Raw genomic sequence first — 17446 nt, forward strand, 5'->3', positions numbered from 1 at the left:
GTTCTGCTAGAAGTTGAACTGGTCGATGTTCTTCGCGTCGAACACGGTCGGCTTGCCCAGGGAGATCACGCCGTCCTTGCCGATGGTGTACGACGCCCCGCCGGCCTGGAAGGTCTCGCCCTCCTTGCCGGTGATCTGCCCCGAGGCGAGGGCGACGGCGGTCCGGGCGGCCAGGTCGCCGAGCTTGGCCGGGTCCCACAGCTCGAAGGCGTCGACGGTGCCGTTCTTGACGTAGGTGCGCATGTCGTTCGGCGTGCCGAGGCCGGTCAGCTTGACCTTGCCCTTGTACTTGGAGCCGGACAGGTACTGTGCCGCCGCCTTGATGCCGACGGTGGTCGGGGAGATGATCCCCTTCAGGTCCGGGTACTCCTGCAGCAGGCCCTGGGTCTGCTGGAAGGACTGCTGGGCGTCGTCGTTGCCGTACGCGATCTTGACGAGCTTGACGTTCTTGTACTTGGGGTCCTTCAGCTCTTCCTTCATGTAGCCGATCCAGGTGTTCTGGTTGGTCGCGGTCTGCGCGGCCGACAGGATCGCGATCTCGCCCTTGTACCCGATCTGCTGCGCGAGCAACTGCACCTCGGTACGGCCCAGGTCCTCGGCGGACGCCTGCGAGACGAAGGCATTGCGGCAGCCGGGGCTGGTGTCGGAGTCGTAGGTGACGACCTTGATGCCGTTGCTCATGGCCTGCTTGAGCGCGGTGCACAGCGCTCCCGGGTCCTGCGCGGACACGGCGATCCCGTTCACCTGCTGCTGGGTGAGCGTGTTGACGTAACTGACCTGCCCGGCGGTGTCGGTGGCACTGGAGGGACCGACCTCCTTGTACTTCGAGCCGAGTTCGGTGAGCGCCTTCTCGCCGCCCTTGTCGGCGGTGGTGAAGTACGGGTTGTTCACCTGCTTGGGCAGGAAGCCGACCGTGAGCCCCTTCTTGGTGGCGGCGTTCGGGTCGGCCTTGCCGGCGGAGGCGGCCGCGTTGTTGTCGTTCTTGACGTCGTTCTTGGTGGTGCCGCCGCAGGCGGTGAGGGCGAGGGCGAGGGAGGTACCCGCGGCGAGGGCGGCGCAGGTGCGGCGGAGGGACGGCTTGCGCATGGGAGGGGGTCCTTCAGGAGGAGGGAACGGGTGACGAGGTCGGATTCGAGGCCGCTCTACGGCCCGCCCTCGCGACGGAGATCTGGCGCGCGACCCGGGGGCCGAGCACGGAGACGACGAGCAGCACACCGGTGACGACGATCTGCGACTGCGCGGAGACGTTCAGCAGGCTCATCACGTTCTGCAGCGCCCCGAGCAGGAACACCCCGGCGACGGCCCCGCCGAGCGTGCCCCTGCCGCCGTCGAAGTCGATGCCGCCCAGCAGCACGGCGGCCACGACGGAGAGTTCGAGCCCGGTCGCGTTGTCGTACCGGGCACTGGCGTAGTGCAGCGCCCAGAACACGCCGGTGAGCGCCGACATGAAGCCGGTGGCCACGAACAGCACCAGCTTGGTCCGCTTGACCCGGATACCGGCGAACCGCGCGGCCTCCTCGCTCGCCCCGACCGCGAACAGCGACCGCCCGAACGGGGTGGCGTGCAGGACGACCACGGCGATGGCGAGCAGCACCACGAAGGGCAGGAACGCCTGGGGCAGGAAGGTGTTCCCGAGCCGGCCGGAGGCGAAGTTCAGGTACTGGGAGGGGAAGTCGGTGACCGCGTCGGAGCCGAGCACGATCTGTGCGATGCCCCGGTAGGCGGCGAGGGTGCCGATGGTGACGGCGAGGGAGGGCAGCCCGAGCCGGGTGACGAGCAGCCCGTTGACCAGCCCGCACACCACGCCCAGCAGCAGGCACAGCGGGATGATCGTCTCGATGGTCATGCCCTGGTTCCAGAGCTTGCCCATCACCGCGCCGGACAGCCCGGCCGTGGACGCCACCGACAGGTCGATCTCGCCGGAGACGACCAGCAGGGTCATCGGCAGGGCGACCAGCGCGATCGGCAGGGTGTTGCCGATCAGGAAGGACAGGTTGAGGGAGTTGCCGAAGCCGTCCACGCATCCGAACGACAGCAGCAACAGGACGACCAGGAGTGCGCCGACAACCGTGTCCCAGCGGACGGCGCGGGTCAGTGACTCAGACACCGGCGTTCTCCTTCGGCAGAGCGGTCTTGTGCCGGTCCGACTTCTTCTTCAGGGCGGCGGCCACCCGCAGCGCGACGATCCGGTCGACGGCGATCGCGAGGAGCAGCAGGACGCCGTTGATGGCGAGCACCCACACCGAGCTGACGCCGAGCGCGGGCAGCACGCTGTTGACGGAGGTGAGCAGCAGGGCGCCGAGGGCTGCCCCGTAGACGCTGCCCGAGCCGCCGGTGAAGACGACACCGCCGACCACGACCGCGCTCACGACGGTGAGTTCGTAGCCGTTTCCGGTACCGGAGTCGACGTTGCCGAACCGGGCCAGGTACATCGCCCCGGCGAGTCCGGCGAGCGCGCCGCAGAAGGTGTACGCGGCCAGGATCCGCCTGCGCACGGGGATGCCGGCCAGCCGGGCGGCCTCGGGGTTGGAGCCGAGAGCGTACAACTCCCGTCCGCTGCCGAAGTGTTTGAGGTAATAGGCGGTGGCGACGAGGACGACGAGCGCGATCATGGCGAGCCAGGGGATCGCGGAGACTCCGCCGGAGCCGAAGTCGACGAAGCCGCCCGGCAGGTCGGCCGCCGTGATCTGCCGGGAGCCGACCCAGATGGAGTCGACGCCCCGGATGATGTAGAGGGTGCCGAGCGTGACGACCAGCGCGGGCACCTGCCCGAGGCTGACCAGCAGCCCGTTGAGCAGCCCGAAGCCGATACCGAGCAGTACGGCGAGGAGGATCGCGACGACAGGGTTCCCGCCGCCGTGCAGATAGGTGCCGGCGGCGAAGGCGCTGATGCCGAGCGTGGAGCCGACGGACAGATCGACGTTGCGGGTGATGACGACGAGGGACTGGCCGGTGGCGACCAGCACCAGGATCGTGGCGTTCAGCAGCAGGTCCTTGATGCCCTGCTCGGACAGGAACTCGCTGTTGCCCGCCTGGGTGACCGCGATCATCACCAGGAAGACGACGAGGATGGCGAGTTCACGCATCTTGAACACACGGTCGACCAGCCGGGTCCCGTCGGCCCGGTGGGCCTCGGAGAGAGGGGTCTGCTCCGGTGTGGTGGCCGTCATGCCCCTCTCCTTTCGTTCGCTTCTCCGCCCGCGCGGCGCAGAGGTGCGGCCATCGTCGTTGTCTGCGGCCCGGCGGCCGCACGTGCGTCGCTCACGCGGCCCTCCCGGTGGCTGCGGCCATCACGGTTTCCTCGGTGGCTTCGGAGCGGGGGATCTCGGCGGTGAGCCGGCCCTCGTGCATCACCAGCACGCGGTCGGCCATGCCGAGGATCTCGGGCAGGTCGGAGGAGATCATCAGCACCGCCACCCCGTCGGCGGCGAGCTGGGACAGCAGCCGGTGCACCTCGGCCTTCGTACCGACGTCGATCCCGCGCGTCGGCTCGTCGACGATGAGCACCTTCGGGCCGGTGGCGAGCCACTTGGCGAGGACGACCTTCTGCTGGTTGCCGCCGGAGAGCGTGGAGACGGCGTCCGCGATCCGGGCGTACTTCACCTGGAGCTTCACCGCCCAGTCCAGCGAGCGGCTGCGTTCGGCGCCCCGGTCCATCAGGCCGGCCTTCACGGTCGACCGCAGCCCGGTCAGGCCGATGTTCCGCTCGATGGACATGTCCATCACCAGGCCCTGGGCGCGCCGGTCCTCGGGGACGAGGGCGAGTCCGGCGGCCATCGCCGTGGACGGCGCGCCGTTGGTGAGCCGGCGTCCGTCGACCTCGACCTCGCCCGCGTCCCACCGGTCGACCCCGAACACCGCGCGGGCCACCTCGGTGCGGCCGGCGCCGACGAGTCCGGCGAGACCGACGATCTCGCCGCGCCGCACCTCGAAGGAGACATCGGTGAAGACGCCTTCGCGGGTCAGCCGGCGCACGGTGAGCGCGGGCTCGCCGGGAGTGACCTCCTGCTTCGGGTACAGCTCGTCCAGGTCGCGGCCGACCATCCGGCGGACCAGGTCGTCCTCGGTCATGCCGTCGAGGGACTCGCTGGCGATCCAGGCGCCGTCCCGCAGGGTGGTCACCCGGTCGCAGATCCGGAAGATCTCCTCCAGGCGGTGCGAGATGAACAGGACGGCGGCGCCCTGTTCGCTCAGGGTGCGGACGACACCGAAGAGGCGGGCGACCTCGCTGCCGGTCAGGGCGGCGGTCGGCTCGTCCATGATCAGGACCCGGGCGTCGAAGGAGAGCGCCTTGGCGATCTCCACGATCTGCTGGTCGGCGATGGACAGTCCCCGGGCGGGGCGGTCGGGGTCGAGATCGACGCCGAGCCGTTTCATCAGGGCGGCCGTGGCCGCGCGGGTGGCCTTGTGGTCGATCCGGCCGAGGGCTCTGCGGGGCTGGCGGCCCATGAAGATGTTCTCGGCGATCGACAGGTCGGGAAAGAGCGTGGGCTCCTGGTAGATGACGGCGATGCCGGCGTCGCGGGCGTCGCCGGGGCCGTGGAAGACGACGGGCTCGCCGTCGAGCAGCACCCGGCCGGTGTCCGGCCGGTGCACTCCGGCGAGGGTCTTGATCAGCGTCGACTTGCCCGCGCCGTTCTCTCCGGCAAGGGCGTGCACCTCGCCGGGCAGCAGCTCCAGGGAGACGTCCCTGAGGGCGCGTACGGCACCGAAGGACTTGGAGACGCCCTTCAGCGCCAGCAGCGGCGCCGGTCCCGTGTCAGGCGGGTGGGTCATGTGAGGCTCCTCGACGACACCGGCAGATCGGCCGCAAGGCCCTCATCGGCGTCGTGAAAGGTTTCAACTGGATTGCCGGGACCGTAGGCACCACAGCCATGTCACGTCAATGGGTCCGTATCGAAAAAATTTCGATAGCCCAAGGTCACGGCGCGGTCACGGAAAGATGGGTTGGCTGGAACGCTTGACACCCTTTGGAGGGGCCCCTAGCTTGCGATTCTGAATCGTTTCACATGCGTTGCCGTTCCGACCGACCTCACCCAGGAGCCCTGCAGTGACCGACCTCGCCGCGGTGAAGGCCGCGCTCAAGACCCAGGCCGTCGAGACGCCGTCGTGGGCGTACGGAAACTCGGGGACCCGTTTCAAGGTGTTCGCCCAGGCCGGCGTGCCCCGCGATCCCTGGGAGAAACTCCAGGACGCGGCCAAGGTGCACGAGTTCACCGGCGTGGCCCCGACCGTCGCCCTGCACATCCCGTGGGACAAGGTCGAGGACTATGCGGCGCTGGCCAAGTACGCCGAGGAGCGCGGACTGAGGCTGGGCGCGATCAACTCCAACACCTTCCAGGACGACGCCTACAAGCTGGGCAGCATCTGCCATCCCGACGCGGCGGTGCGCAGGAAGGCCGTCGATCATCTGCTGGAGTGCGTCGACATCATGGACGCGACCGGCTCCGCCGATCTCAAGCTGTGGTTCGCCGACGGGACGAACTATCCCGGCCAGGACGACATCCGGGCCCGGCAGGACCGGCTGGCCGAGGGGCTGGCCGAGGTGTACGAGCGGCTGGGCGAGGGGCAGCGGATGCTGCTGGAGTACAAGTTCTTCGAGCCGGCGTTCTACACCACCGACGTGCCGGACTGGGGCACGGCGTACGCGCACTGTCTGAAGCTGGGACCGAAGGCGCAGGTCGTGGTCGACACCGGGCATCACGCGCCGGGGACCAACATCGAGTTCATCGTCGCCACGCTGCTGCGGGAGGGGAAGCTCGGGGGGTTCGACTTCAACTCGCGGTTCTACGCCGACGACGACCTCATGGTGGGGGCCGCCGACCCGTTCCAGCTGTTCCGGATCATGTACGAGGTGGTGCGCGGGGGCGGGTTCTCGGCCGGGGCCGGGGTCGCGTTCATGCTCGATCAGTGTCACAACATCGAGGCGAAGATTCCGGCGATCATCCGGTCGGTGATGAACGTGCAGGAGGCCACGGCGAAGGCACTGCTCGTCGACCGGACGGCGTTGGCCGAGGCCCAGGCCGCAGGGGATGTGCTGGGCGCCAATGCCGTGCTGATGGACGCGTACAACACGGATGTGCGGCCGTTGCTGCGTGAGGTGCGGGAGGAGATGGGGCTGGACCCGGATCCGCTCGCCGCGTATGCCCGGTCCGGGTGGGCCGAGAGGATTGTCGCTGAGCGAGTCGGGGGGCAGCAGGCCGGCTGGGGCGCGTAAGCGTCTGCCGTCTTCTGTTGTCCCCGGGGTGCGGGCCGCATGTGGCTGGTCGCTCCCCCAAGTTCTCGGCTTCGCTCGAACAGGGGGACCCCCATCGCTGCGGAGCCGCACATCGATACAGCCCCGCGCCTCTGCCTGTCCCCCTCTCTTTTGAAAAGGAACCGTACTCATGACCACCAACCCCGAAGTCGCCGCCCTCCTCGCCCGCTCCCATCGGCTCGGCTCCGATCCCCGTAACACCAACTACGCCGGCGGCAACGCCTCCGCGAAAGGCGTCGAAACCGATCCGGTGACCGGTGGTGACGTCGAGCTGATGTGGGTCAAGGGATCGGGCGGTGATCTCGGCACCCTCACCGAAGCAGGGCTCGCGGTGTTGCGGGTGGACCGGTTGCGGGCGCTCGTCGATGTGTATCCGGGGGTCGAGCGTGAGGACGAGATGGTCGCCGCGTTCGACTACTGTCTGCACGGCAAGGGCGGGGCGGCGCCGTCCATCGACACCGCCATGCACGGGCTGGTGGACGCCCCGCACGTCGATCATCTGCATCCGGACTCCGGTATCGCGCTCGCCTGTGCGGCCGACGGGGAGAAGCTGACCGCCGAGTGTTTCGGGGACAGCGTGGTCTGGGTGCCGTGGCGGCGGCCCGGGTTCCAGCTGGGGCTCGACATCGCCGCGATCAAGAAGGAGCATCCCCAGGCCATCGGGTGTGTGCTCGGCGGGCACGGGATCACTGCCTGGGGCGACAGCTCCGAGGAGTGCGAGCGCAATTCGCTGCACATCATCCGCACGGCCGAGGAGTTCCTCGCCGAGCGTGGCAGGGCGGAGCCCTTCGGGCCCGTCGTGGCGGGGTACGAGGCGCCGGCCGACGGCGAGCGGAGGGAGCGGGCGGCGGCACTCGCGCCGTATGTGCGGGCCCTCGCCTCCCAGGACCGGCCGCAGGTCGGTCACTTCGACGACTCCGATGTCGTCCTCGACTTCCTCGCCCGCGCCGAGCACCCCCGGCTCGCCGCGCTCGGCACCTCCTGTCCCGATCACTTCCTGCGGACGAAGGTACGGCCGCTGGTGCTCGACCTGCCGGCGACCGCTCCCCTCGACGACGCCGTCGCCCGGCTGAAGGAGCTGCACGCCGCGTACCGGGAGGAGTACGCCGCCTACTACCAGCGGCACGCCACCGCCGGCTCCCCCGCCATGCGCGGTGCCGATCCGGCGATCGTGCTGATCCCCGGCGTGGGCATGTTCTCCTTCGGCAAGGACAAGCAGACCGCCCGCGTGGCCGGCGAGTTCTACGTCAACGCCATCAATGTGATGCGGGGCGCCGAGGCCGTTTCGACGTACGCGCCCATCGAGGAGTCGGAGAAGTTCCGGATCGAGTACTGGGCGCTGGAGGAGGCCAAGCTTCAGCGGATGCCGAAGCCGAAGCCGCTGGCGACCCGCGTCGCGCTCGTCACCGGCGCCGGCAGCGGGATCGGCAAGGCGATCGCGCAGCGGCTCGTCGACGAGGGGGCGTGTGTCGTCGTCGCCGATCTGAACGGGGAGACCGCGGCGGCCGTCGCACAGGAGCTGGGCGGGGCCGACAAGGCCGTCGCCGTCACCGTGGACGTCACCGACGAGGAGCAGATCGCCGCCGCGTTCCGGGCGGCCGTGCTCGCGTTCGGCGGGGTCGACCTCGTCGTGAACAACGCCGGTGTCTCCATCTCCAAGCCGCTGCTGGAGACGTCCGTGAAGGACTGGGACCTCCAGCACGACATCATGGCCCGCGGGTCCTTCCTCGTGTCGCGCGAGGCGGCGCGGGTGATGATCGCGCAGGAGCTGGGCGGGGACATCGTCTACATCGCGTCCAAGAACGCCGTGTTCGCCGGGCCCAACAACATCGCGTACTCCGCCACCAAGGCCGATCAGGCGCATCAAGTGCGCTTGCTGGCCGCCGAGTTGGGTGAGCACGGGATCCGGGTCAACGGGGTCAACCCCGACGGGGTGGTGCGCGGGTCCGGGATCTTCGCCGGCGGCTGGGGTGCGCAGCGGGCCGCGGTGTACGGGGTGCCGGAGGAGAAACTGGGCGAGTTCTACGCGCAGCGGACCATCCTCAAGCGGGAGGTCCTGCCCGAGCATGTCGCGGGCGCGGTGTTCGCGCTCACGGGCGGAGACCTCACGCACACCACCGGGCTGCACATCCCGGTCGACGCGGGTGTGGCGGCCGCTTTCCTGCGATGAGCGCGGGTGTGAAGTCGTACGCCGCCGTCGATCTCGGCGCCTCCAGCGGGCGGGTGATGGTCGGCTCCCTGGGCCCGGACTCGGTGGAGCTGACCGAGGCGCACCGGTTCCCGAACCGGCCGGTGCGCGTCCCGGAGGGGCTGCGCTGGGACGTGCTCGCGCTGTACGGCGGTGTCCTGGACGGGCTGCGGGCGGCCGGGCAGGTGGATTCCGTCGGCATCGACAGCTGGGCCGTCGACTACGGTCTGCTGGATGCCGACGGGGCCTTGCTGGGCAACCCGGTGCACTATCGCGACGCCCGTACCGAGGGGGTCGCCGAGAAGGTGTGGGCCACCGTGCCGGCCGAGGAGCTGTACGCCGCGACCGGCATCCAGTACGCGCCGTTCAACACCCTCTACCAGCTCACCGCCGCCCGGGCGTCGAAGCAACTGTCCTACGCAGAGCGGCTGTTGCTCATCCCCGATCTGCTGACGTACTGGCTGACCGGTGAGCAGGGCACGGAGCTGACCAACGCCTCCACCACACAGCTGATCGATCCCCGGACCCGGACGTGGTCGCACGGCGTCGCCGAGCGGCTGGGCATCGACCTCGGGCTGTTCGCGCCGCTGCGGCAGCCAGGGGATCCGGCGGGGGTGCTGCGGCCGGAGGTGCTGGAGGAGACGGGGCTGACCGGGCCGGTACCGGTGACGGCCGTCGGCTCGCACGACACGGCCTCCGCGGTGGCGGCCGTGCCGGCGGCCGGTGAGCGATTCGCCTACATCTGCACCGGCACCTGGTCCCTGGCAGGGCTGGAGCTGACCGCTCCGGTGCTCACCGAGGAGAGCCGGGCCGCGAACTTCACCAATGAGCTGGGCCTGGACGGCACCGTCCGGTATCTGCGCAACATCATGGGGCTGTGGCTGCTCCAGGAGTGCCAACGCGCCTGGGACGAGCCCGACTTGGGGCTGCTGCTGCGCGAGGCGGGCACGGCGCCGGCGCTGCGCTCGGTGGTGGACGCCGGGGACGAGGCGTTCCTCGCGCCGGGCCGGATGCCGGAGCGGATCGCCGCGGCGTGCCGGGCGTCGGGACAACCGGTGCCCTCCTCGCGCGGTGAGATCACCCGGTGCATCCTCGACTCCCTCGCGCTCGCCCACCGTCGGGCCGTCGCGGACGCGCAGCGGCTGGCCGACCACCCGGTGGACGTGGTGTACATCGTCGGCGGCGGGACCCGCAACGCGCTGCTGTGCCAGCTGACGGCCGATGCCTGCGGGCTGCCCGTGGTGGCCGGGGCGACGGAGGCGGCGGCCCTCGGCAATGTCCTCGTGCAGGCCCGCGCCCACGGCCTGGCCGGGGATCTCGCCGCGATGCGCCGGCTGCTCACCCGGACCCAGCCGCTGACCCGGTACGCGCCGCGCGGCGACGAGGCCCGCTGGCGGGCGGCCGAGGCCCGGCTCGCCGCGCGGTGAGAGCGCCGCGCGGTGAGTCGCCCCCTCCCCTCGGCGGTATGCGCCGACTACCCTGCACTCGTCCGATGACCGACCCCGAGGAGCCGCGATGCGTGTCGCCCTGTTCCTGACCTGTGTCAACGACACGCTCTATCCGGACACCGGCCGGGCCGTGGTGAAACTGCTGACCAGGCTGGGCGTCGACGTCGACTTCCCGATGGCCCAGACGTGTTGCGGGCAGGCGCACTACAACACCGGGTACCGGCATGAGACGGAGCCGCTGGCCCGGCACTTCTCCGATGTCTTCGGCGGGTACGAGGCGATCGTGACCCCGTCCGGTTCGTGCGCGGCGATGGTGCGGGAGCTGTATCCCCGGATGGGCGAGCGGGCGCGCGCCGAGGGGCGCGGGGACTCACTGGCGCGGACGCTGGCGCCGGTGGTGCCGAAGACGTACGAGCTGACGGAGTTCCTGGTGGACGTGCTCGGCGTGACGGATGTGGGGGCCTGGTTCCCGCACAAGGTCACCTACCATCCGACCTGTCACGGGCTGCGCGGTCTCGGTCTGGGCGACCGCCCGCGCCGGCTGCTGGAGGCGGTCAAGGGCCTTGAGCTGGTGGAGCTGCCGGGGGCCGAGGAGTGCTGCGGGTTCGGCGGCACCTTCGCGCTGAAGAACGCTGATGTCTCGGCCGCCATGGGCGCGGACAAGGTGCGCGCCGCCGAGTCGACGGGCGCGCAGGTGCTGTGCGCGGCCGACAACTCGTGTCTGATGCACATCGGCGGCACGATGAGCCGGCTGCGCACGGCCATGCGGCCGGTGCACATCGCGGAGATCCTGGCGAGCACGGAGGAGGAACCGGCCGTATGAGCGGGACGTTCGTCGGCATGCCGGCATTTCCCGAGGCGGCCCGGGAGGCCGTCGGCAACGCGACCCTGCGCGGTAATCTCCGGCACGCCACGCACACCATCCGTGCCAAGCGGGCCAGGGCGGTGGCCGAGCTGTCGGACTGGGCCGAGCTGCGGGAGGCGGGCCGGCGCATCAAGGACCACACGCTGCGCCATCTCGACCGGTATCTGGAGCAGTTGGAGGAGTCGGTCACCGCGGCGGGCGGTACGGTCCACTGGGCGGCCGACGCCGAGGAGGCCAACCGGATCGTGACCGATCTGGTCCGGGCGACCGGTGAGTCGGAGGTCGTCAAGGTCAAGTCGATGGCCACCCAGGAGATCGGGCTCAACGAGGCCCTGGAGGCAGCGGGCATCCGGGCCTACGAGACCGATCTCGCCGAGCTGATCGTGCAGTTGGGCAAGGACCGGCCCTCGCACATCCTGGTCCCGGCCATCCACCGCAACCGGGGCGAGATCCGGGACATCTTCACCGAGGAGATGGGCACGTGGGGCCGGCCGGCCCCCGAGGGGCTGACCGACACGCCCGCCGAACTCGCCGAGGCCGCGCGGCTGCATCTGCGGGAGAAGTTCCTGCGGGCCAAGGTCGGCATCTCCGGCGCCAACTTCATGGTCGCCGAGACCGGCACGCTCGTGGTCGTGGAGTCCGAGGGGAACGGCCGGATGTGCCTGACCCTGCCCGAGACGCTGATCTCGGTCGTGGGCATCGAGAAGGTGGTGCCGTCCTGGCGGGACCTGGAGGTGTTCCTGCAGACGCTGCCCCGCTCCTCCACCGCCGAGCGCATGAACCCGTACACCAGCATGTGGACCGGGACGACCGACGGCGACGGCCCGAGCACCTTCCATCTGGTGCTGCTCGACAACGGCCGCACCGACACCCTCGCCGACACCGTCGGCCGCCAGGCCCTGCGCTGCATCCGCTGCTCGGCCTGCCTGAACGTCTGCCCGGTCTACGAGCGCGCGGGCGGGCACGCCTACGGCTCGGTCTACCCGGGCCCGATCGGCGCCATCCTGAGTCCTCAACTGCGGGGCACGGCAAGCGAGATCGACGCCTCGCTGCCGTACGCGTCGAGTCTGTGCGGGGCCTGCTACGAGGTCTGTCCCGTCGCCATCGACATCCCGGAGGTGCTGGTACACCTGCGGGAGCGGGTGGCCGAGGGCGGTCCGGCGGTACGGCAGGGCAACCGGGTGCTGCTGAAACCGGCCAAGGGGCATGCGGCCGAGCGTGCGGCCGTACGGGCGGCCCGCTGGGCGCTGGCCCACCCCGCCGCCCTGCGCACCGGCCAGCGCCTCGCCTCCCGCACCCGCAGGCTGCATCCCCGCACCCTGCCGGGCCCGGGCCGGGCCTGGACCGGCACCCGGGATCTGCCGCCGGTGCCGGCCGAGCCCTTCCGGGACTGGTGGCAGCGCACCCACGGCGGAAAGGACACTTCCAAGTGAGCAGCAGGGAACGGGTGCTGGGCCGGATCCGGCGGGCGCTCGCCGATGTGACACCGGACGGGCGGCCGTACGAGGAGGCCGTGGGTCGGGGCTATCTGCGCGAGCACGGACACCGTACGACCGAGGAGACGGTGGAGCTGCTGGCCGAGAACCTGGCGGACTACCGGGCGATCGTGCACCGCGCCGACGCCGACGACGTGCGGATGCTCGTCATGCGGCTGCTCGCCCGGCGTGGCTCGCAGGAGATGCTGGTGCCGCCCGGGCTGCCGCCGGACTGGCTGGCCGCCGCCGACCCGGTGTGGATCCACGACCGGGCGGCGAGCACGCCGCAGCAACTGGACCGGGTGGGCAGTGTGGTGACGGGGTGTGCGGTGGCGATCGCCGAGACCGGCACGATCGTCCTGGACGGCTCCCCCGACCAGGGCCGGCGCCGCATCTCGCTGATCCCGGACCACCACATCTGTGTCGTACGCGTCCCCGACCAGGTCGTCTCCTCCGTGCCGCAGGCCCTCGAACGGCTCGATCCGACGCGCCCGTTGACGTGGATCTCTGGTCCGTCGGCCACCAGTGACATCGAGCTGGACCGGGTGGAGGGGGTGCACGGTCCGCGCACGCTGGAGGTGATCCTGGTCAGTGGGGCCGCATGACTTGATTACGACAGCCATCAAAATTTGACAGCAATCGAACTTTCTCGCAGAGTGGTCCGTGATCACCGAGCGAGCAGGGGGAGTCGAGATGGCGAAGACGGTGCGCTTCCACGAGGCCGGCGGGCCCGAGGTGCTGCGGCTGGAGGAACGGGAACCGGGTGAGCCGGGTCCCGGGGAGGTGCGCCTGCGCATCGAGGCGATCGGACTCAACCGGGCGGAGGCCCTGTTCCGCCGGGACGTCTACATCGAGCCGGTGAAACGGTTTCCCGCGCGGCTGGGCAACGAGGCCTCCGGAGTGGTGGAGGCGCTCGGACCGGACGTGACCGGTCTCGACGTCGGCCAGGCCGTGAGCGTGCTGCCCAGCTTCTCCCCCAACGACTACGGGGTGTACGCCGAGCGGGCGCTGGTGCCGGCCGCCGCGCTCGTGCCCCGGCCGGACGGGGTGGACGCGGTCACCGGGGCCGCCGTGTGGATGCCGTACCTCACCGCGTACGGGGCGATGGCGGAGACCGGCGGAATGCGGGCGGCGGACGTGGCGGTCGTGAACGCGGCCTCCAGCAGCCTCGGGCTGGCCGCGATCCAGACGGCGAACCGGCTCGGCGCCACGCCGATCGCCGTCACCCGGACCCGGGCCAAGCGGGAACGGCTGCTCGAAGCGGGCGCCGCGCAGGTGATCGTCTCCGACGAGGAGGACGTGACCGGCCGGGTGCGCGAGCTGACCGGCGGCCGGGGCGCCGAGTTCGTCCTCGACGCCGTGGCCGGACCGGGCGTGACGGAGCTGGCCCGGGCGGTGGCGGCCGACGGGACACTGCTGCTGTGGGGCGCACAGAGCGGGCAGCCGACGCCGTATCCCGGGTTCGAACTGAACATGCCGGCGCTGAACATGCGGACGTTCACCATGCTGGAGATCACCCGCGATCCCGCGCGGCTGCGGCGCGCGAAGGCGTTCATCACCGCCGGGCTGCGCACCGGCATGCTGCGGCCGGTCGTGGACCGGCTCTTCCCGCTCCAGGACATCGTGGCGGCCCACCGGTACCTGGAGTCGAACGAGCAGTTCGGCAAGATCGTCGTGACCGTCTGACGAGGCATGCCCCGTTCCGCCGCACCGGCGAGCACGGCTCGGACAGCGCCGTTAGCGTGGGGGAATGATCCGGTTCGAGCAGGTCACCAAGCGGTATCCGGACGGTACGACGGCCGTGGACGACCTGTCCTTCGAGGTCGCCGAGGGCGAGCTGGTCACGCTCGTCGGGCCGTCCGGCTGCGGCAAGACGACGACCATGATGATGGTGAACCGGCTCATCGAACCGACCTCCGGCCGGATCCTCGTCGGCGGCGAGGACATCGCCGGCGTCGACCCCGTGCGGCTGCGCCGCCGGATCGGCTATGTCATCCAGCAGGTGGGCCTCTTCCCGCACCGCACCGTCCTCGACAACACCGCGACGGTGCCCGCGCTGCTCGGCTGGCAGCGGGCCAGAGCCCGGGCGCGGGCGGCCGAGCTGCTCGAACTGGTCGGGCTCGACCCGACGACATACGGCCCGCGCTACCCCGAACAGCTGTCCGGCGGGCAGCGGCAGCGGGTCGGGGTGGCGCGGGCGCTCGCCGCGGATCCGCCGGTGCTGCTGATGGACGAGCCGTTCGGCGCGGTCGACCCGGTGGTGCGCGAGCAGTTGCAGGACGAGTTCCTGCGCATGCAGGCCGCGGTGCGCAAGACGGTGCTGCTGGTCACCCACGACATCGAGGAGGCCGTCCGGCTCGGCGACCGGATCGCCGTGTACGGGCAGGGGCGCATCGAGCAGTTCGACACGCCCGGCGCGGTGCTGGGGGCACCCGCCACGCCGTACGTCGCCTCCTTCGTGGGCGCCGACCGGGGGCTGAAGCGGCTGTCGGTCACCGCGGTCGAGCCGGACGATCTGGAACAGCCACCGGTGGCCCGGCCGGACGAGCCGGCCGACCGGGCCCGGGAGCGGCTGCGGGCCGAGGACGCACGCTGGGCGGTCGTCCTCGACCGCCAGGGCGACCTGCACGGCTGGGTCGGCATCGAGGCTCTGGCGGAGGGCGGCACGGTCGGGGACCACACCCACCGGATGACCGCGTGGGTGCCGGTCGGCGCGCCGCTGAAGCAGGCGTTCGGGGTGATGCTCCAGTACGACGCCGGGTGGGTCGCGGTCCTGGACGGCGCGCGTTTCCTCGGCGTGCTCACCCCGGCGAAGCTGCACGAGGCGCTGCGCCGCTCGGTGGACGCGGACGCGCGGGGGGTGGCGCGCGGACAGGTGCCGTTCGACTCGGTGTCGGACGCCTGATCCCGCGGTCAGCGCAGCAGGCCCTGCTCCTTCAGATAGGTACGGGCCACGTCGGCGGGCAGCCGGCGCCAGCTGTCGACCTGCTGGTTCATTGCCGCCAGGTCGGCCGTGGTGAGGACGTCGTTGAGCTTGCCGAGCGCCTTCGCCACGCTCTCGCTGCCCGCCCGCGCGCGGTTGACGACCGGGACGATGTAGTCGGCGTTCTGCAGATGCCTGTCGTCGGCGAGCAGGACCAGGCCGAAGGAGTCCAGGGTGGCGTCCGTGGTGGTGGTCAGCACCATCTGGTCCCGGCCCTCCTGCACGGCCCGCTTGGCCTGAGTGGTGCCGACGCCCTTGGGATCGACACCGGTGATGTCGATGCCGTACACCTTCTTCAACCCCGGTGCGCAGTACGGCCGTCGGACGCACTCGTCGCCCGCCGCGAGCCGCACCCGCAGCCCCGAGGCGCCCAGGTCGGCGAGGGTCCGCAGGCGGTGTTCGCGGGCGTAGTCGGCGCGTACGGCGAAGGCGTTCTGGTCGACGGCCCGGCCGGGCGGCAGGACGGTGAGACCCCGGGGTGCGGCCAGGCGGCGCAGCGCCTTCATCGTCCTGCCGAGGTCGGGTGAGCCGACGGGCTCGGCGTCGGCGCCGTGGGCCTTGGCGTTCAGCCAGTCGGCGAAGGTGGCCGCGTACTCGGGCACGACGTCGATCTGGCCGGACTCCAGCGCCGGTTCGTACAGTTCCCGGTTGGCGACCGTGATCATCGAGGTCCGGTAGCCGGCCCGGTTCAGCAGCTGGGCGTACATCTGGGCGAGCAGGTCGCTCTCGGTGAAGCCGGCCGAGCCGATGGTGAGGTGGTGGCTGTCGCCGGGCGGTGCGGTGACCTCGCCGCGGTTCTCCAGGGCGGGGCCGGTGGTGCAGGCGGTGAGGGTGAGGAGGGCGACGGCCGGCAGGGCTCTTCTCATCGGCCGCCCCGGACACGCGCCGGCGCCAGCCGTTCGGCGACCTCGAACGCCCCTTCCACGACGAGCGCGAACACGGCCACCAGGATCGCGCCGGCGACCACCTGGGGCGTGCTGGCCAGGTTGAAACCGGCGGTGATGATCCGGCCGAGGCCGCCGCCGCCCGCGAGCGCGGCGATGGTGGCGGTGGCGACCAGCTGGACGGCGGCGATCCTGACCCCGGTCAGGACCAGCGGCAGCGCCAGCGGGAGTTCCACGCGCAGCAGCATCTGCCGCCCCGTCATCCCCATGCCACGCGCCGCCCGCACGACGCTGCGGTCGACCTCGCGCATGCCGACGTAGGCGTTGGTGAGCAGCGGGGGGACGGCGAACAGCACCAGGGCCACCACCGTCGGACCCTCGCCCCACCTGCCGACCGGGGTGAGGAGCAGCAGCACCAGGACGGCGAAGGTGGGCACGGCCCGGCCGGCGTTGGAGACGTTCACGGCGAGCGCGCCGCCCTTGCCGAGGTGGCCGAGGACCAGGGCGACCGGCAGCGCGATCGCACAGCTGACGGCGAGACAGACCACGGTGAGGACGAGGTGCTGAAGCAGCCGGTGCCGGATGCCGTCGTCGCCGGACCAGTGCGCGGGGTCGGTGAGCCAGTGCCAGGCGGCGGCGAGCGTGCTCATGACCGGCCCGCCCGGGTCCAGGGGGTGATCAGCCGCTGCACACCGAGCAGCAGCAGGTCGGCGAGGACGGCGATCAGCACGCACAGCACGGACGCGGTGAGCACCTGCGCCTTGAAGTAGGTGTTCATGCCCGCGTAGATGAGGTTCCCGAGGCCGCCGAAGCCGACGATCGCGCCGACCGTGACCAGGGAGACCGCCGAGACGGCGGCGATGCGCAGCCCGGCCATCGCGGCGGGCAGGGCGAGGGGCAGCTCCACGGTGAGCAGCAGCCGGACCGGGCCGTAGCCGAGGCCGCGCGCCGCCTGCCGGGTCTCCTCCGGGACCGCGCGCAGGCCCGCGAGGATGTTCCGGACCAGGAGGGTGAGCGAATACAGCACCAGTCCGGCGACGACGAGGCCGGCGGACAGGCCGTAGACCGGCAGCAGCAGGGAGAACATGGCCAGGGACGGGATGGTGTAGAGGATCGTCGTCACCGCGAGCACGGGCCCGGCCGCCCAGCCCCAGCGGCGCGCCAGCACCGCGAGCGGCACGGCGACGACCAGTCCGATGAGCACCGACAGGGCGGTCAGCCGGACGTGCTGGACGACCGCGTCGAGCAGGATCTGCCGGCGCGTGGTCAGGTAGGCGCCGCAGATCCAGTCGTTGCGCGCGAGGCAGTCGTGCGGCGGGGTGGTCACCGTTTCATTGGACCGGGAGG

Annotated in this window: 15 protein-coding genes; 8 read left to right on the forward strand and 7 right to left on the reverse strand. The window is 71.1% G+C overall.

Annotated elements, in window-relative coordinates; translation table 11 throughout:
• Positions 1-6 precede the first annotated feature (6 nt).
• From rhaS to O1G22_RS05725, 4 genes are all read right to left on the reverse strand, one after another.
• Entirely contained in the window at positions 7-1086 is a 1080-nt protein-coding gene (gene rhaS / locus O1G22_RS05710; RefSeq protein WP_270080287.1) for a rhamnose ABC transporter substrate-binding protein, read from the reverse strand.
• Positions 1087-1099: 13 nt separating this feature from the next.
• Positions 1100-2107 (reverse strand): ABC transporter permease, encoded by a 1008-nt coding sequence (locus O1G22_RS05715; RefSeq protein WP_270080288.1) that lies wholly within the window; start codon positions 2105-2107, stop codon positions 1100-1102.
• Positions 2100-3170, reverse strand: coding sequence for an ABC transporter permease (locus O1G22_RS05720; protein WP_270080289.1), 1071 nt, complete (start codon positions 3168-3170; stop codon positions 2100-2102). Before O1G22_RS05720 ends, O1G22_RS05715 begins: the two co-directional genes overlap by 8 nt.
• A gap of 91 nt (positions 3171-3261) precedes the next feature.
• Positions 3262-4776: a sugar ABC transporter ATP-binding protein gene (locus O1G22_RS05725; protein ID WP_270080290.1), complete on the reverse strand. Its 1515-nt coding sequence runs from the start codon at positions 4774-4776 to the stop codon at positions 3262-3264.
• 274 nt (positions 4777-5050) lie between these two features.
• Here O1G22_RS05725 and rhaI point away from each other — a divergent pair, with 274 nt between their 5' ends.
• The 8 genes from rhaI to O1G22_RS05765 all read left to right on the forward strand — a co-directional run bounded on the left by rhaI (position 5051) and on the right by O1G22_RS05765 (position 15137).
• Positions 5051-6217, forward strand: coding sequence for an L-rhamnose isomerase (gene rhaI / locus O1G22_RS05730; RefSeq protein WP_270080291.1), 1167 nt, complete (start codon positions 5051-5053; stop codon positions 6215-6217).
• 169 nt (positions 6218-6386) lie between these two features.
• On the forward strand, positions 6387-8426 hold the full coding sequence (locus O1G22_RS05735) for a bifunctional aldolase/short-chain dehydrogenase (RefSeq protein ID WP_270080292.1): 2040 nt from the start codon (positions 6387-6389) through the stop codon (positions 8424-8426).
• Positions 8423-9871 (forward strand): rhamnulokinase, encoded by a 1449-nt coding sequence (locus O1G22_RS05740; RefSeq protein WP_270080293.1) that lies wholly within the window; start codon positions 8423-8425, stop codon positions 9869-9871. The genes O1G22_RS05735 and O1G22_RS05740 overlap by 4 nt, the downstream gene beginning before the upstream one ends.
• A gap of 88 nt (positions 9872-9959) precedes the next feature.
• Positions 9960-10715, forward strand: coding sequence for a (Fe-S)-binding protein (locus O1G22_RS05745; RefSeq protein WP_270080294.1), 756 nt, complete (start codon positions 9960-9962; stop codon positions 10713-10715).
• Entirely contained in the window at positions 10712-12190 is a 1479-nt protein-coding gene (locus O1G22_RS05750) for a LutB/LldF family L-lactate oxidation iron-sulfur protein (RefSeq protein WP_270080295.1), read from the forward strand. The genes O1G22_RS05745 and O1G22_RS05750 overlap by 4 nt, the downstream gene beginning before the upstream one ends.
• Complete coding sequence (locus tag O1G22_RS05755; protein ID WP_270080296.1) at positions 12187-12837, forward strand: LutC/YkgG family protein; 651 nt, start codon at positions 12187-12189, stop codon at positions 12835-12837. Before O1G22_RS05750 ends, O1G22_RS05755 begins: the two co-directional genes overlap by 4 nt.
• Before the next feature lie 88 nt (positions 12838-12925).
• Positions 12926-13918, forward strand: coding sequence for a zinc-dependent alcohol dehydrogenase family protein (locus tag O1G22_RS05760; RefSeq protein ID WP_270080297.1), 993 nt, complete (start codon positions 12926-12928; stop codon positions 13916-13918).
• A 64-nt stretch (positions 13919-13982) separates the two neighbouring features.
• A complete protein-coding gene (locus tag O1G22_RS05765) occupies positions 13983-15137 on the forward strand; it encodes an ABC transporter ATP-binding protein (protein WP_270080298.1) in 1155 nt (384 codons plus the stop codon).
• Between the two features lie 8 nt (positions 15138-15145).
• Here the strand turns inward: O1G22_RS05765 and O1G22_RS05770 are convergent, their stop codons facing one another.
• From O1G22_RS05770 to O1G22_RS05780, 3 genes are read right to left on the reverse strand one after another with little or no spacing between them, the layout of a single operon-like run.
• Positions 15146-16081, reverse strand: a complete 936-nt coding sequence (locus O1G22_RS05770; protein ID WP_270080299.1) for an ABC transporter substrate-binding protein — start codon at positions 16079-16081, stop codon at positions 15146-15148.
• Positions 16078-16749, reverse strand: coding sequence for an ABC transporter permease (locus O1G22_RS05775; protein ID WP_270080300.1), 672 nt, complete (start codon positions 16747-16749; stop codon positions 16078-16080). Before O1G22_RS05775 ends, O1G22_RS05770 begins: the two co-directional genes overlap by 4 nt.
• Complete coding sequence (locus tag O1G22_RS05780) at positions 16746-17426, reverse strand: ABC transporter permease (protein ID WP_270080301.1); 681 nt, start codon at positions 17424-17426, stop codon at positions 16746-16748. Before O1G22_RS05780 ends, O1G22_RS05775 begins: the two co-directional genes overlap by 4 nt.
• Positions 17427-17446 lie beyond the last annotated feature (20 nt).

The organism is Streptomyces camelliae, from assembly GCF_027625935.1.
In the GTDB taxonomy this organism is placed as follows: domain Bacteria; phylum Actinomycetota; class Actinomycetes; order Streptomycetales; family Streptomycetaceae; genus Streptomyces; species Streptomyces camelliae.

What these genes read in the sequence shown, in the direction of transcription:
- rhaS (WP_270080287.1), bottom strand. Translation starts at nt 1,086, where the DNA reads ATGCGCAAGCCGTCCCTCCGCCGCACCTGCGCCGCCCTCGCCGCGGGT.
- O1G22_RS05720 (WP_270080289.1), bottom strand. Translation starts at nt 3,170, where the DNA reads ATGACGGCCACCACACCGGAGCAGACCCCTCTCTCCGAGGCCCACCGG.
- O1G22_RS05725 (WP_270080290.1), bottom strand. Translation starts at nt 4,776, where the DNA reads ATGACCCACCCGCCTGACACGGGACCGGCGCCGCTGCTGGCGCTGAAG.
- O1G22_RS05735 (WP_270080292.1), top strand. Translation starts at nt 6,387, where the DNA reads ATGACCACCAACCCCGAAGTCGCCGCCCTCCTCGCCCGCTCCCATCGG.
- O1G22_RS05740 (WP_270080293.1), top strand. Translation starts at nt 8,423, where the DNA reads ATGAGCGCGGGTGTGAAGTCGTACGCCGCCGTCGATCTCGGCGCCTCC.
- O1G22_RS05745 (WP_270080294.1), top strand. Translation starts at nt 9,960, where the DNA reads ATGCGTGTCGCCCTGTTCCTGACCTGTGTCAACGACACGCTCTATCCG.
- O1G22_RS05750 (WP_270080295.1), top strand. Translation starts at nt 10,712, where the DNA reads ATGAGCGGGACGTTCGTCGGCATGCCGGCATTTCCCGAGGCGGCCCGG.
- O1G22_RS05760 (WP_270080297.1), top strand. Translation starts at nt 12,926, where the DNA reads ATGGCGAAGACGGTGCGCTTCCACGAGGCCGGCGGGCCCGAGGTGCTG.
- O1G22_RS05765 (WP_270080298.1), top strand. Translation starts at nt 13,983, where the DNA reads ATGATCCGGTTCGAGCAGGTCACCAAGCGGTATCCGGACGGTACGACG.
- O1G22_RS05770 (WP_270080299.1), bottom strand. Translation starts at nt 16,081, where the DNA reads ATGAGAAGAGCCCTGCCGGCCGTCGCCCTCCTCACCCTCACCGCCTGC.
- O1G22_RS05775 (WP_270080300.1), bottom strand. Translation starts at nt 16,749, where the DNA reads ATGAGCACGCTCGCCGCCGCCTGGCACTGGCTCACCGACCCCGCGCAC.